Raw genomic sequence first — 14,215 nt, 5'->3', positions numbered from 1 at the left:
GGACCTCAAAAGATGAATCAGTCAGACGGTTTTTTCGATACATATTGGGCGGGGTCATCCCAGATTTCGAAAGGCTCGCCGTTTTTATTCAGCTGCCTTAATATCGATTTTTGCAAAAACGGATTCAATTTTTTTGGAACGTCACGCCACACCTCCTCTTCAAATGCATGGGCAAAGCTCTTCAGAGTGAGGCTGCTGTGCTTTTCCTCTCCAGCAGTCCAAACAGCCCGATCAATTATTTTCTTCAGGTAATCGAATAGGCCATGCGTCGCATAATAAAAACGCTGCGCCAGATCTGCATCATGAAGTTCTGGGCAAGGAAGAGGGAGTGTTCCATGGACTGCCTTTAGTACGCCACGAAATTCGCGCTTGTCATGGTCAGTGTCGAATCCAAACGGCTTCAGATAGAACGGTGAAGCAAACCGCCTTTTCAGTTGTGGATTCATTCTAAGAACCATAACCGCACGAGGTAGTCCCGCCAACACGACTGGAATGCCAGCAATATTAAATAAATTCTTTAGCCAATCTGTCACTTTCTTTGCTTCCGATAAGCGCTTGCTATCATAAAAATGCTGGAATTCGTCGACAAGTAAAAGTTCTACTTTGCATTCCTTTAGATAACGGTAAATTCGATTTGTTTTTTCTTGGGCTGTTCCTTTGGATGCAGCCGGGTCTCCCAGTGCACGCAGGATAGACTCTGTAAGAGTGGTGATTGATGGAGACTCTGGCGTGATTACCAGGAGAACAGGAACTACAGTACGATCACTCTCCTCGCGCACCGGAAAATGTTCTTTATAAAATTTGAAAAGCGTGGTTTTCCCACTGCCGGTTTGACTAGTAACAAGAAGTCCCCCGGCGACTCCTGCGTCTAAACCTCGTTGGTGTAAATTTGTAATTCGTTTGAGTGCCTGGCAAAATGCCGGATATTGAACGATGTTAGTACCGATCGTGAAACTGGCAAACGGATTAGGTACGCCAGGGGCATTTGGATCAGGTGCAAAAATTGCTGATAATTTTTCAAATGCATTTGTCATTTTTTTACCTTTTGCAAGTCGACACCGGTGGATACGCCAAAATCTGGAAGATCTTCCTCTACCAAAGACTCATCTATGTCGGCTGCGATCGCGTTTGGATTGTTGTCAGGTTCTAATGCGCGAAATAATCCCTCTGGAGGTGAAATAATGTCCTCACTATCTCGCATTAAGACAGCAGCACTCTTCTTTCGAGTTGACATTTTTTTGCTAAGAACCGCTGCGCTCACAATCGCCTGTATCTCCGCTTTCGACGTGAACAACTGCTCATCTGACCAGCGCTCACCGTACGTTTTCTTGGTGTACTCGCGAATCAACAAATGCATGTGTCTCGTCAAACCATTTGCATACTCGTCGTCAACTGCTTTTACGCGAATGTATTCTTGATTGACATCGTCAAAAATGTGTACGTAACCAACATCGTCCTCGTAATACTTCAGATTAACGATTGGGGTACCACCTGACCTTGCTCGAAATAGTTGTAGTTCAGGGCAGTTGTAACGCAAATAGTCCAACTCAACCCCATAGTGAAACAACGTGCGACTGGTGGGAATTCCGACGAGAACTTCCAATTGCTGTGGATAAGCAGGCATTTCTAAGATTCGATCCTTTTCACCCTCTAGCCATTTCGTAAGCGGAGCCATTTGAAGCTCTCTGTGGTCGGTCAGGAGATAGACCTCTACGATCCATTTAGTTAGCAAATGGACCAAGGTTTCCATGTCAATTGCCGCGAGATCTTCGGCTGGATAATCGCCGCGCTGGTGAACGTTCGAAAAAACGGTTCCCGGAAGACTATGAATGAGGCCGGTATTCATAGTCCTGAACATTCGTTCGATCGGCCCTTTCAGTTCTGGTTTCCCCGCCGGACAATAGAGCAGCTCAATTCCCATTTCAAGACAAATGTCTTCGAATGCGTCGGCATGCAAATCCATGCCGTTGTCACACGCAATAAGTTCCGGAATTCCACGTGCGGGCCACGATCCCTTGATATCAGGAAAGCGTGCCAACCACACGTCCTTTGGCAAAATTGATCGCTTGAGGCACTGCAAAACAGAGAATGCGGAGGGCGCGTGAAAGCATATATAAAACCCCATGATCATTCGACTGGCACGATCAATGGCCAACGTCAACCAAGGGCGGCCAAGCGGCAGCATGGTAATAGAGTCAACTACAATCAAATCAAGTGGTGTGTGATCGATTTCCAGCCGCTCCAGTATTTTCTTTACCTTGAATTTCTTAAGAACGGTGCGAAATTCTTTTTCGGACGCCACTTTGCCCAACCTTGCACGCGTGACCAAATCCTGCTGCAGGTCCTTTAACCAGCGATAAATCGTCGATCGACCTGGGCACGCAAGCTTTTCCCTATTAGACAAACCCATATTTGTTCTTGCTATTTTCAAGGTCATCGCCTCGATGACAGCCTTCCCATGTCTTTTTTGCAAAGTGAGGTAGACCTCGTACAACGCTTCCTCGAAAATTCCGAAAAATGTGCCATATTTTTTTCGTCCTGATCGACAGCGCCCGTCGGTTAATTTCGTTACGCATTTAGTGAAACGATATTTGACCCACCAGCTGTAAACGGTATGTGCCCGAGGGGCATTTTCGTGTTTTAAGTCGACAGCGATTTGATCAAGTATTGGCTGCAACTTTCCCGGAGTTGATACAAATCCATTTTCTAATTTTTCCAGCCGAGATAGATAAGCGTGTCGGTATCTGGCAAGTTCTTGGTCTTTGGCCGCAAACGACTGGAGATCGCGCGGGGTTGCCATGTAAAAGACGTTGCTTGCCGTTCCAAGGCTTTTCTCATCGATTGTCATGTCTCCTTCTATCCACAGGCGATTTAACTCTTTGAATTCGAGATTTTTTAACTCGCCTTCATCGTTTTCCAGCTGAATATTTCCAGACACGAGACGACGTACGACCGTCCAACTCGTCAACCCTTCAAGAAAACGTAGGCCTTTTTTATACGCAAAACGGATCATCTCTGCCCCCTTCCTTGCAAATCCACACGGGGCTTTCAACGCCAATGCTGTTTTGAAAATCTGTACTTAGAAAGCCTAGTGCCAGCAATCGGTACACATGATTTTCTCCGCCGATCGATCTGGCAGCGTCTGCAACAGTCGAAATACCATTCATGGTCAGCCGTCCAATCATTCTTTCAAGATCATCTTTTTGTATCGGACACCGGGAATGAAGAAAAAGGAGCTTTAGATTTCCGTGCAATGGTTCACAGCGCACCAGGTCATCAGTAACAATTCGAAAACGTCGCCCGAGCTCCTCATATCGTCGCGCGATTAGTTCATACTTTTTAGATACCTCGTTTCGTTTCAGCTTAGAAGCGGGCTTTACCTCAATGTGTAAAACAGAATCGTCGCTAAAGTTCACTTCAAAATCCGGGATGTACTTTCGTGCATTTCCTTCGTCGTCATAGTAGATTTCGAGACTAGGTTGTTCACAAAAACTTGTTACTTGAGGTGAAAGCTCTAGCCATCGCGCGACGTCACGTTCCAGCAGCGATTCGCAGAAGACCATTCGATTATTTTTTTGTGAAGGGAATTTGACCCGCATTGTTTTTTGCGATCGAGACATTACTTGTCTGGCAGACATTTGACTTCCTTTTCGATAGGCCAAAGCGTTCTACTAGGCTGGCTTTAAAATAGTCCAGCACCGAGTTACGCGTTGCCCGTATTGTTGAGATGTGCGCGTATTTTTCAGGGAAGGGGGAGACGCACCAATTTTTGTCATTCACACGGAACGGCAAAATTTGGGACGTAAGAAAGCACCAGAACTTCTTGACAGAAGAGGTTTTTGAATGGAATATGAGAATAAGAAGACGGTCAGTTTTCTCTGCACATTCCAATAACGCCTGAAGTCCTTTTCCGAGGATTTCGGGCGTTGTGCTTTCTGCATCCCAAAAGGTTATGGAGACATGGCGAAGTTCCTTCCTGATCTTTGGGCGGCTTCATCTTCTTTTTGCCGCTCGTCATCACCCCCGGGCGGTACGTCGAGTGGGGATATGCCAGTGACTGGAGGCGAAGGTTTGATGCCAAGGGCCACTGCGACATCATGTGCTTGCCCCCGTAACCCGCGGATCCGACCAGACAAAACCGCATAAACAATTTCACGATGGAAACCACGAATTCTTGCCCATTCGGACACAGAAACGCCATAAGTCTCGAGCCAAATTCGAGCTTCGCTGCAAGTTCTAGTTGATGATTTTACGGAATCCATATATATTTATACCAATTTATCGGAATTTATACAATATATAATGAATTTATTACCTGCAAACTTGAGATTTCAAGAAGAAAGAAAGCGGCTGGGGCATACGCTCGATAGCTTTGGCGTAGCTCTATCAGTGAGTAAATCAACGATTGGTTACTATGAGGCAGGCAAAACAGAGCCAAATCGTGAAAGTCTCGAAAAGGCGGAATCCCTGGGTGCCGATATTTTTTACATCGTTACAGGGCGTCGCATGGCAGAGGAAGCTGCCCGGCAGTTTGATTGGGATCTGTTGGGAGAGGTCCTGCAATGTGTGGAGAGATGGGCAGATAAATTCAAGTTGAAGATTGCCAGTGAGAAGAAACTGAAATTGATAATGCTGCTTTATAAGCAGTTTTCAGCGACGAAAATTGTCGAGGATTCCGTTGTTGAAGAAACGGTGAAGTTGGTCGCCTAAAAAGCGGAGCTAGAAATGAGCGACAAAAAGCATGACCCAGTCATGAATGAAATTGAGCAACTTATTGCTGACATTATGCATTCACAAAATTTTTCTCAGGCCAGCAAAAATGAGTTTGACGCGGCTAACCTAGCCCGAAAAGTGCATGTCGGGAAATCAATATTGTTGATATCAATTTTGACAGCAGTCTTTGGTAGTTATTTTGCATTGCCAAATGATCAGTTTTATCCTTATATATTTCTAAGTTTTTCTCTAATTTTGATGTTCATTGGCACCTGGTATATCGAAGCACCGTCACGTCAAATGGAAGTGAAAACTTTGCCAGGAAATGATGTTGAGAAGTCAGAATGCGCCTTAGAAAAGCCAGATGACGGACAGCCAGAAGGCGCCAACGAAAAGACAGATGGAAAACACATTCACCGAATAAAGTGAGTGGTTGGCACTTTTGACGGGATGAAAATTCAGAGTTTTGATGTTGATTAGCGATCGCTTGTTGACTTGGGTGCCGACATATTGATGCACCACCTGCAAGCCTTGTAACCCGTTACCACTATTGGGATTTACGAAATTGAAAGTGGGTCAGTCCAACATCAGCATCTGGGGCAATTTCCGACTGGCGGTAACACGGTTCACGGCTGATTTTGGACGCTGGCTTCTTGGGGAGTTTATTCTAATGGCGCCCAAGGACAGATTGATATAGTGAAAGAATCATCTAGATGAAAAACTCACATGTCGAACGCCTGAGACACCGAGCCAAACAGCACCATCGCGAGCGACGAGGTAACCATTTTCAAGATGGCATCATAATTTCCACGTCTATGACGGGTTACCCCAAGATCGATTGACGTGGTGAGATGACGCGACCTTTGTTTTGAACGATTACCGTGTGGCGTTGGCGTGGACGCATCCAAGGATGGCATATTAGGATGCCATTGACGCGATCGACTTACCGCGGATCTACCATACGACAATTTTATGCGCGATGGTATGCCGGTCTACAAGACAGTTGGACGGTATCGCAAGCAAATCATCCACATAGTGTATGAGCCGCGCGCGCAAACAGGCAGCCACGATCAATGGCAGCAGGTGCGGCAACAAGTCATGCAGTCAGCAAACATTCAGATAGAACCGTCCCTGAATGCACACTGGTGTCAATACAGCCGTTTCGTCAATCTCTGTACTCCACTCGAAGTGCGCAACGAATGCGATCTCCGTCAATTGGTGGCATTGACAATTCGCCTGCTTAATCGGCAGGTGACGTTGCCAGATGTTTTCCCAGGTTATCAGTACAGGCGGGCGGATTGGGAGGGCGAAGGCTTGCATACTGCCGGTACCGATTTGCACGTGCACAAAGTTGGATTATGAAAACATTTGAATTAATCCCAACAGAGACCATCTCCGAAATCACATGTGATTGTTGTAAAACGCGTTTTACAGCCAATGACACTCGCTGGTTAGAAATTCAGTCAATTGAATTTGTTGCCGGCTGTTCATCGAACTTTGGCGATGGAAATTTCCTCTCGATTGATCTATGCCAGGATTGCCTGAAACAAGAGCTGGGACCGTGGCTGCGCGTCGAAAAGGAACAATTACGAGTTATTGATGACGAGGCGTTGCTGAAAAACCTCATCAGGAGCCTTGCATCAGAGCGTTGGGAGACTAATGCTAACGTGCGTAGACGGGTTACTAGAGATGACTTGAAATAATCTTATTTAATCTGGGCATGGAGAGCGCAGAACATAAAAAACTATCTACAAATGACTTATTGTCTTGCCAAAAATGCGAAACAAACGGTAAACTAACGTAGCCAGCGGTGTTGCCTGATAGAAAACACAGGCACTTCCTTCTAAGGGCTCAAAATGTTCATCAAAACGATCAATCGAATTACCCTTAAGCTTGAGTCTGAAACGGCTGGCGGATGCCTTTCGGACGTAATATCTCATCTTAGTGCTTTGAGGGACTACTACCCAGAATTTGATTCTTGGTTTGACAACAAAGTACTACCGGATATTTATGCTGGTGATCGCTCGATATTGGTTGAATACCGCCGCAGTCGACTCGCAGGATTTGCGATCGTTAAGGATGACGGTTATGAAAAGAAGCTCTGTTGCCTTAGAGTCCTAGAGGATTTTCAGAATTCATATGGTTTGGGAATTCGACTTTTCGAAAGAGCATTCGAAGAACTAGAAACCGACAAGCCTTTACTTAGTGTGGCGGAGGAGCGGCTTCCAGTATTTAGTAGAATTTTCCAACATTTTGGATTTGAAACTCGCACAGAGTACATAGGCCGCTATCGGGCTGGCCGGGTTGAGTACGCATTCAATGGCTTGCTGGATATGCCCGTTAATTCTTCTAGAGTTTTTCTGGTCGAGACGACTCACCAGTAAATGCAGGTATCGTTGCGCCGGTTATGCTATTCCTCCTGAAACAATTTTCCAATTCTGATAAAAATCGTCTTAAGTTTTCCAGTAATTTTCAACCATACCCCACGAATTAGAATCGGCGTGACAAACACCACGCAAACAATTATTACAATAAGCCACATCAAAGCTTGTTTAGAGTCACCAAGATCGCTCTGAACGGCTTGGTTCAGTATTACCTCTGATGAAGGAAACCGCGCTTTCCAAATTTCCCATACGCCATTCCCGGCAGCCCCAATAGCCAGTGCTAAGATTATGAACCGGAACATATACCAGCCAGACGATGTCACTTGACTGAACCTTGCCAATGCAACCAGATCTTTCGCCGGAACGTGTTCTACAGGCGCGCCTATGCCTATGTGCCGCTTTGACGCTTTAACAGTCCACTGGTACCCCAGGTAGTCTGATACTGAGCATTGCAGTTCGTTGCTATGGTTATCGAGCGCGATATAGCTATTCCAAATCTCCTCGTCCTCGAGTGAGCGGCATGCGATGAAATCCTCGCCATCAAATGTCATCTCACGGGCTCGGTCTACCGTAAGAAAAAGATGAATTTTCTTCCATCTTGGAAAAAACAAATCGGTTCGGGCTGACAAAACATCTTCGGGAACACCCCGTCTTACATTAATGCGAAAATCAACAATCCGAGTTTCAAGGCTCGAACTGAGTAGATTTCGATCCTTCTGATAGAATTTCGCGGTATAGATTCCTTCTGGAATATCGATGATTCGAAAACGGATATAACAGCGTAGATTATCTTCTGATACTGGCACTTGCTCTAGTTTAACGGTCAGCTGAGTGGACGAGCCTCCCTCTGATAGAGCAATCGGATTGGTATCAAAATTATTTGAGTTAAGTCTAATCAAATTGAAGCTGGCGTCATTGTTGCTTTGAGGGAAAGATACCCTCGCGAAGGGACTATCGTTTGCACCATCATAACGAACCACTTCATTGAAAATAGCAGCTACAATTTTTTCGCCAACTAACCGCGACCCCAGGTCAAAAACCTTTGTATTGTCAAATTTCCACGGAAGATCGATTTGGACAGCCTTTATGTTCTCAGGTGTGTTGATCATTACACCGATATCAAGAAATTGCCGACCAGCTACTTCCCATAAGTTTACATGGAGCTCATCTTTTGGTTCTACCAGAGATCCGGCCATGCCCCTACCGATCTCCGAGGCTACATATCTAACAATAATGCCAGAAAATGGATATTTCATAGTTCGACGTAAAGAAAATTTTGGGGTGGCCGTAAGATATTAAATTGACTCAGAGCCACTCCTTCAACCGGTTGGGCGTCGAAAATTTCAATGCAACCGATCGTATTCAACTTCCCGACATAATCGAAAAATCTTGCTTTATTCACTCCAGCAACGTCTGAATAAAGTTCCCATGCGACCACAGGAGAAAAGGTTCGTATAGAACTAATCATCGCTTCCGCCGTAATGCGACCGCCAGTACCCGCCGCGCATACTAGTAGCTTTTGTACTGAACGAAGCGGGAGTTTCTTACGAAACTCAACTCGCTTTCTTCCCGCGGCGATCTCTGTTGCGATAGTTATAGGTACCGTCACAATAAGCCCAAGCATTCTTTAGAGGTCCGATTCAAATAACAAACTTAACGCAATATGTTTCTGGGTGAAAAATGAAGGTCATTCGCTTTTCAAAGTAGTGAGAATATTTCCAAGTTTACTGAGAACCTACAAAATCAGATATCGATATTGCTGGCCTGTAAGGCATTGTTTTCAATAAACGCCCGTCGTGGCTCGACATCGTCGCCCATTAGCGTGGTGAAAATCTGGTCGGCGGCGATTGCGTCTTCGATTTGCACTTTCAGCAGGCGGCGTACGGTCGGGTCCATCGTGGTTTCCCACAGCTGGGATGGGTTCATTTCGCCCAGACCTTTGTAACGCTGCTTGGAGACGCTGCGTTCGGCTTCGTCGCGCAGCCAGTCGACTGCCTGGTGGAAGTCGGCAACCGCACAATCCTTGGCCTTTTCGCCTTCGCCGCGCCGGATGAAAGCACCGTCGCCAATCAAGCCCTTGAAGGTGGCGGCGGCATTGGCCAGGCTCAGGTAGTCGCCGCCTTGCACGAAGTCGGCGTCGATCGCGCTGACCTTGATATTGCCGTGGTACAGGCGTTCGATGCGCAGCAGGTGCTTTTCGGACAGCGCATCGGATTTGACGATCGCCTTGACCGTGGGGTCGTTGATGGCGGCGGTCAGGACGGCAGCCGATTGCTCGGCATCGGCCAGCGTATCGAGGTTGAGCAGCACGCCGGTCATGATGGCGGTCAGTGCGGCGCGGTCGATGGCGCGGGTCAGGCGCAGCATGATGGTGTTGGCGAGGTTGTACTGGCGCACCAGTTCGGCCAGCGCGTCGCCGGTAATCGGTTCGGCGCCTTCGCTCGGAATCAGCGCCGCGCCATTCAGCGCGAACTGCATCATGTAGCTGGCTTCTTCGATGTCATCCTTCAGGTAGCGCTCGTCGCGGCCGGCCTTGACCTTGTACAGCGGCGGTTGCGCGATGTAGATGTGGCCGCGTTCGACTAATGCCGGCATCTGGCGGTAGAACAGGGTCAGCAACAAGGTGCGGATGTGGGCGCCATCGACGTCGGCATCGGTCATGATGATGATGCGGTGGTAGCGCAGTTTGTCGGGATTGAATTCGTCCGGGCCGATGCTGGTGCCGAGGGTGGCGATCAGGGTGGTGATCTGCTCGCTCGACAACATTTTTTCGAAACGGGCTTTTTCGACGTTCAGCACTTTGCCGCGCAGGGGCAAAATGGCTTGGAATTTGCGGTCGCGGCCCTGCTTGGCGGAACCGCCGGCGGAGTCGCCCTCGACGATGTACAACTCGCACAACGCCGGGTCTTTTTCCTGGCAATCGGCCAGTTTGGAGGACAGGCCGAGGCCGTCCATCACGCCTTTGCGGCGCGTCAGTTCGCGTGCTTTGCGGGCGGCGTCGCGGGCGCGCGCGGCTTCGACGATTTTGCCGCAGATGATCTTGGCGTCGTTCGGCCGTTCCTGCAAATAGTCGCTGAGTGTCTTGGCGACGATATCTTCGACCGGGCCGCGCACTTCGCTTGATACCAGTTTGTCTTTGGTCTGCGAGCTGAACTTCGGTTCCGGCACTTTGACCGACAGCACGCAGGTCAAGCCTTCGCGCATATCGTCGCCGGTGACTTCGACCTTGGCTTTTTTGGCGAACTCGTGTTCATCGATGTACTTGTTGATGACGCGTGTCATCGCGGCGCGCAAGCCGGTCAGGTGGGCGCCGCCGTCGCGTTGCGGGATGTTGTTGGTGAAGCACAGCACCTGCTCGTTGTAGGCGTCGTTCCATTGCATCGAGACGTCGACGCTGACGTTGGTGCCCTGGTCCGACAGCTTGTCGCCGGTGGCCTGGAAGATGGTCGGGTGCAGCACGTTCTTGTTCTTGTTGATGTATTCGACGAAGCCGCGAGTGCCGCCTTCGAACGCGAACAATTCTTCCTTGCCGGTGCGCTGGTCGCTCAGTTTGATCTTGACGCCGTTGTTCAGGAACGATAGTTCGCGGATGCGCTTGGCGAGGATTTCGTAATGAAATTCGACATGGGTGAAAATTTCTTCATCGGCCCAGAAATGGATTTCAGTGCCGCGCTTGTCGGTATCGCCGACGACCTTGATCGGGGATACCGCGACACCATCGATGATTTCGATCTCGCGGTTTTGGGGTACGCCGCGCACGAATTCCATGCTGTGTTTTTTGCCGTCGCGCCGGATGGTCAATTTCAGCAACTTGGACAAGCCGTTGACGCAGGACACGCCGACGCCGTGCAGGCCGCCGGACACTTTGTACGAGTTCTGGTCGAACTTGCCGCCTGCGTGCAACTCGGTCATCACGATTTCGGCTGCGCTGCGCTTCGGTTCGTGCTTGTCGTCCCACTTGATGCCGGTCGGGATGCCGCGGCCGTTATCGGTGACCGAAATGGAATTGTCGGTATGGATGGTGACGTTGATTTCGGTGCAATAGCCGGCCAGCGATTCGTCAATCGAGTTGTCCAGCACTTCGAACATCAGATGATGCAGGCCGGTGCCGTCAGAAGTATCGCCGATGTACATGCCGGGACGTTTACGTACCGCTTCGAGTCCTTCCAGGATTTGGATGGAGGAAGCTCCGTATTGACTGTTGTCGGGCTGGCTGGCGTTGTCTTTTTGAATCTCGGACATGGGCTACTTTCTGAAAAAACGGTTACTGATTGCTGCACGCACTTGGCGCTATACGTATACTGGGTGTTCTATATTTAACTACCGCAATGCATATATGCGGGAATGCCATTGTTATTTGGCATACTCCCTCATATTTTTATATCAAATGCGCATCGGCATTACCACGTATTTGAAATCGGTGTTGTCGGGAATCGAGATCAGGGCCGATGAATTGGAGTCTCCCAGTGCGATGCTGATGTATTCGCACTTCAGGTTGTTCAGCACATCGAGCAGGTAAGAGACGTTGAAGCCGATATCGACGCTGTCGCCGCCGTAATCGATTTCGAGTTCTTCGACCGCTTCTTCCTGGTCGGCATTGGTGGAGCTGATCTTCAGGCTGCCGGGCGTGACGATGCAGCGCACGCCCTTGAATTTATCGGAGGTCATGATGGCGGCCCGTTGCAGGGAATGCAGCAAGGCGTCGCGACTGATGATGAAGCTGTTTTTGTAACCCTTCGGCACCACCCGGGTGTAATCGGGAAACTTGCCTTCGACCAGCTTCGAAATCAGCTCGATATCGGCGAAGGTCAGCTTGACCTGATTGCTGGCAATGTCGAGTTTCACCGGATCGTCGTTTTCTTCCAGCAAGCGCTGCAATTCCAGAATGGTCTTGCGCGGGATGATGACTTCCTGACGCGGGAAATCCTGCTCGGTCTCGACCTGGCAAAAAGCCAGGCGGTGGCCGTCGGTGGTCACCGCGATCACGTTTTTGCCATCGACCACCAGCAGCAGGCCGTTCAGATAATAGCGGATGTCTTGCTGCGCCATCGAAAAATGCACCATGTTGAACAGGTGCTTCAGGGTCTTTTGCGGCAGCGTCAGGCTGGCGTTGTAATGCTCGGCCTGCGCCACCGTCGGGAATTCATCGGCGGCCAGCGTCTGCAACGCAAAGCGCGATTTGCCGCTTTGCACCGTCATGCGCTTGTTGGTCAGCGTCAGCGTCACATCGCCGGATTCCGGCAAGGCGCGCAGAATGTCGAGCAATTTGCGCGCCGCAACGGTGGTCGCCACGACTTCTGCATCGACGCCGATCTGGGCGTGGGTGGTGATTTGCACTTCGATGTCGGTGGACAGGAAAGAAACCTTTTCGCCATCCTTGCGAATAAGGATATTGGCCAGAATCGGCAAGGTGTGCCGACGCTCGACAATACCACTCACGATCTGCAAGGGGCGCAGTAGCGCATCTCTATGAGTCTTAACCAATTGCATAGTCATATCCTTGATTGTCATGGTTAAATGTTGCCGTTGGCTGGTCGCGCCACGTTTGGTATAAACGCCAGTAAAACAGAGTAAAACCCACTAAAAACTGACTTCTCTGCGCCAGATCGGCGCGTTTCTGGCATATATTCAGGCCAGCTCGCAGCTAGTGCGGTAGCAAGCGGCACCCGCCATTATCCATAAATATGCTGGCGGTTAGCAATCTTGCCGCTTCACGCCTGGAGTTACCACTTTTTCTAACCTTTTAGCGTCTGTTCCAGCACATGCAGCTCGTGGTTGCACTCTGGATTCTTGGTGCGGTCCAGCGTGATCTTGCGCACCGCATGCAAGACCGTGGTGTGATCGCGCCCGCCGAACAGGTCGCCGATTTCGGGCAAGCTTTTCTGCGTCAATTCCTTGGCCAGATACATCGCAATCTGGCGCGGCCGCGCAATATTGGCCGGCCGTTTCTTGGAATACATGTCGGCCACCTTGATGTTGAAAAAATCGGCCACCGTCTTCTGGATGTTTTCCACCGAAATCTGCCGGTTTTGCACCGACAGCAAATCTTTCAGCGCTTCCTTGACCACGTCGATCGTGATGTCCTTGCCGTGGAAGCCCGAATACGCGAGGATTTTGCGCAACGCACCTTCCAGTTCGCGCACGTTGGAGCGCAGATGCTTGGCGACGAAGAATGCCACATCGTCCGATAGCGTGACGCCTTCCTGAGTCGCTTTTTTCAGCAAAATCGCGACCCGCATCTCCAGTTCCGGCGGCTCGATCGCGACCGTCAGGCCGGAATCGAAGCGCGAGGTCAGGCGATCATCCATGCCAGTAATTTCTTTGGGATAGGTATCGCTGGTGATGATGATTTGCTTCTTTGCCGCAATCAGGGCTTCGAACGCATAGAAGAATTCTTCCTGGGTCCGGCTCTTGCCGCCGAAGAACTGAATATCATCGATCAGCAACATGTCGAGCGAATGATAATAGCGCTTGAATTCATCGAAACCCTTGCGCTGGTAAGCGGTCACTACGTCGCGCACGTATTGTTCGGCGTGAATGTAGCGAATTTTTGCGTTCGGCTGATCGGCCAGCACTTGATTGCCGATGGCGTGGATCAAATGCGTTTTACCGAGCCCGACGCCGCCGTAAAAGAACAGCGGGTTGTACGAAACGCCCGGATTATTGGCGACCTGGATCGCGGCGGCGCGTGCCAGCTGATTGGCCTTGCCGGTAACGAAACTATCGAACGTCAGCGCCGTATTGATACGGCTCTGATCGCGCCGCGGCGCAGGCTCTGCCGGCGTTTCGGTAAAGCGCAGTTGCGCATCCGTCGGCACGGGCGCGCCCATCGGATCGCCGGCAGGCGCGCTCACGTTTGGACGACGCGGCGCATTGAGCTTTGGGTCCAGCACGAATTGCACATCAATCGGCATTTCCCAGAACTGGGTTGCGAGGGTATTGATGCGGCTGGCGAATTGCGTCTTGACCCAATCCAGCTTGAAGCGGTTGGGCGCGGCAATGCGCAAGATCCCGCCGTCAAAATCGAGCGGGGCCAGCGGTTTGATCCACGCACTGAATTGCTGCGGCGTCAGTTCCTGCTCCAGTTGGGCGGAGCAGGTCTGCCAGAAATTTTCCAT

At 49.8% G+C, this 14,215-nt stretch carries 13 protein-coding genes; 5 read left to right on the top strand and 8 right to left on the bottom strand.

Annotation, left to right across the window (positions count from 1 at the left end; translation table 11 throughout):
- Positions 1–17 precede the first annotated feature (17 nt).
- From KGFNPO_RS00065 to KGFNPO_RS00050, 4 genes are all read right to left on the bottom strand, one after another.
- Positions 18–1,034 carry a TniB family NTP-binding protein gene (locus KGFNPO_RS00065; RefSeq protein ID WP_472632541.1) on the bottom strand — a complete coding sequence of 339 codons (1,017 nt, stop codon included), beginning with the start codon at positions 1,032–1,034 and terminating at the stop codon, positions 18–20.
- Positions 1,031–3,013 (bottom strand): hypothetical protein, encoded by a 1,983-nt coding sequence (locus KGFNPO_RS00060; protein WP_472632540.1) that lies wholly within the window; start codon positions 3,011–3,013, stop codon positions 1,031–1,033. The genes KGFNPO_RS00065 and KGFNPO_RS00060 overlap by 4 nt, the downstream gene beginning before the upstream one ends.
- The gene (locus KGFNPO_RS00055; RefSeq protein ID WP_472632539.1) at positions 2,994–3,638 is read right to left on the bottom strand and encodes a TnsA endonuclease N-terminal domain-containing protein; all 645 of its coding nucleotides are present in this window, start codon (positions 3,636–3,638) and stop codon (positions 2,994–2,996) included. The genes KGFNPO_RS00060 and KGFNPO_RS00055 overlap by 20 nt, the downstream gene beginning before the upstream one ends.
- A 312-nt stretch (positions 3,639–3,950) precedes the next feature.
- A complete protein-coding gene (locus KGFNPO_RS00050) occupies positions 3,951–4,262 on the bottom strand; it encodes a DNA-binding protein (RefSeq protein WP_472632538.1) in 312 nt (103 codons plus the stop codon).
- A 40-nt stretch (positions 4,263–4,302) separates the two neighbouring features.
- Between KGFNPO_RS00050 and KGFNPO_RS00045 the strand changes: the two genes are divergently transcribed.
- From KGFNPO_RS00045 to KGFNPO_RS00025, 5 genes are all read left to right on the top strand, one after another.
- Positions 4,303–4,710 (top strand): helix-turn-helix domain-containing protein, encoded by a 408-nt coding sequence (locus tag KGFNPO_RS00045; RefSeq protein ID WP_472632537.1) that lies wholly within the window; start codon positions 4,303–4,305, stop codon positions 4,708–4,710.
- A 15-nt stretch (positions 4,711–4,725) separates the two neighbouring features.
- Positions 4,726–5,142, top strand: coding sequence for a hypothetical protein (locus KGFNPO_RS00040; RefSeq protein ID WP_472632536.1), 417 nt, complete (start codon positions 4,726–4,728; stop codon positions 5,140–5,142).
- 543 nt (positions 5,143–5,685) lie between these two features.
- Positions 5,686–6,075, top strand: coding sequence for a hypothetical protein (locus tag KGFNPO_RS00035; protein WP_472632535.1), 390 nt, complete (start codon positions 5,686–5,688; stop codon positions 6,073–6,075).
- Positions 6,072–6,416: a hypothetical protein gene (locus tag KGFNPO_RS00030; protein WP_472632534.1), complete on the top strand. Its 345-nt coding sequence runs from the start codon at positions 6,072–6,074 to the stop codon at positions 6,414–6,416. The genes KGFNPO_RS00035 and KGFNPO_RS00030 overlap by 4 nt, the downstream gene beginning before the upstream one ends.
- A 153-nt stretch (positions 6,417–6,569) precedes the next feature.
- On the top strand, positions 6,570–7,097 hold the full coding sequence (locus KGFNPO_RS00025; protein ID WP_472632533.1) for a GNAT family N-acetyltransferase: 528 nt from the start codon (positions 6,570–6,572) through the stop codon (positions 7,095–7,097).
- 26 nt (positions 7,098–7,123) lie between these two features.
- On the opposite strand, the gene KGFNPO_RS00020 is transcribed toward KGFNPO_RS00025, so the two are convergent.
- The 4 genes from KGFNPO_RS00020 to dnaA all read right to left on the bottom strand — a co-directional run bounded on the left by KGFNPO_RS00020 (position 7,124) and on the right by dnaA (position 14,215).
- Complete coding sequence (locus KGFNPO_RS00020; RefSeq protein ID WP_472632532.1) at positions 7,124–8,353, bottom strand: hypothetical protein; 1,230 nt, start codon at positions 8,351–8,353, stop codon at positions 7,124–7,126.
- A gap of 487 nt (positions 8,354–8,840) precedes the next feature.
- Positions 8,841–11,339 (bottom strand): DNA topoisomerase (ATP-hydrolyzing) subunit B, encoded by a 2,499-nt coding sequence (gyrB, locus tag KGFNPO_RS00015; RefSeq protein WP_472632531.1) that lies wholly within the window; start codon positions 11,337–11,339, stop codon positions 8,841–8,843.
- 141 nt (positions 11,340–11,480) lie between these two features.
- Complete coding sequence (gene dnaN, locus KGFNPO_RS00010; RefSeq protein ID WP_472632530.1) at positions 11,481–12,587, bottom strand: DNA polymerase III subunit beta; 1,107 nt, start codon at positions 12,585–12,587, stop codon at positions 11,481–11,483.
- Positions 12,588–12,832: 245 nt separating this feature from the next.
- Entirely contained in the window at positions 12,833–14,215 is a 1,383-nt protein-coding gene (gene dnaA, locus KGFNPO_RS00005) for a chromosomal replication initiator protein DnaA (RefSeq protein WP_472632529.1), read from the bottom strand.

The organism is Gelidimonas diazotrophica, from assembly GCF_055694025.1.
Note: the sequence above shows the minus strand (reverse complement) of the source record. Positions and strands in the feature narration are given on the sequence as shown.

Coding starts and splice junctions, on each gene's coding strand:
- KGFNPO_RS00065 (WP_472632541.1), bottom strand. CDS start 1,034: ATGACAAATGCATTTGAAAAATTATCAGCAATTTTTGCACCTGATCCA.
- KGFNPO_RS00060 (WP_472632540.1), bottom strand. CDS start 3,013: ATGATCCGTTTTGCGTATAAAAAAGGCCTACGTTTTCTTGAAGGGTTG.
- KGFNPO_RS00055 (WP_472632539.1), bottom strand. CDS start 3,638: ATGTCTGCCAGACAAGTAATGTCTCGATCGCAAAAAACAATGCGGGTC.
- KGFNPO_RS00050 (WP_472632538.1), bottom strand. CDS start 4,262: ATGGATTCCGTAAAATCATCAACTAGAACTTGCAGCGAAGCTCGAATT.
- KGFNPO_RS00045 (WP_472632537.1), top strand. CDS start 4,303: ATGAATTTATTACCTGCAAACTTGAGATTTCAAGAAGAAAGAAAGCGG.
- KGFNPO_RS00040 (WP_472632536.1), top strand. CDS start 4,726: ATGAGCGACAAAAAGCATGACCCAGTCATGAATGAAATTGAGCAACTT.
- KGFNPO_RS00035 (WP_472632535.1), top strand. CDS start 5,686: ATGCGCGATGGTATGCCGGTCTACAAGACAGTTGGACGGTATCGCAAG.
- KGFNPO_RS00030 (WP_472632534.1), top strand. CDS start 6,072: ATGAAAACATTTGAATTAATCCCAACAGAGACCATCTCCGAAATCACA.
- KGFNPO_RS00025 (WP_472632533.1), top strand. CDS start 6,570: ATGTTCATCAAAACGATCAATCGAATTACCCTTAAGCTTGAGTCTGAA.
- KGFNPO_RS00020 (WP_472632532.1), bottom strand. CDS start 8,353: ATGAAATATCCATTTTCTGGCATTATTGTTAGATATGTAGCCTCGGAG.
- gyrB (WP_472632531.1), bottom strand. CDS start 11,339: ATGTCCGAGATTCAAAAAGACAACGCCAGCCAGCCCGACAACAGTCAA.
- dnaN (WP_472632530.1), bottom strand. CDS start 12,587: ATGCAATTGGTTAAGACTCATAGAGATGCGCTACTGCGCCCCTTGCAG.
- dnaA (WP_472632529.1), bottom strand. CDS start 14,215: ATGGAAAATTTCTGGCAGACCTGCTCCGCCCAACTGGAGCAGGAACTG.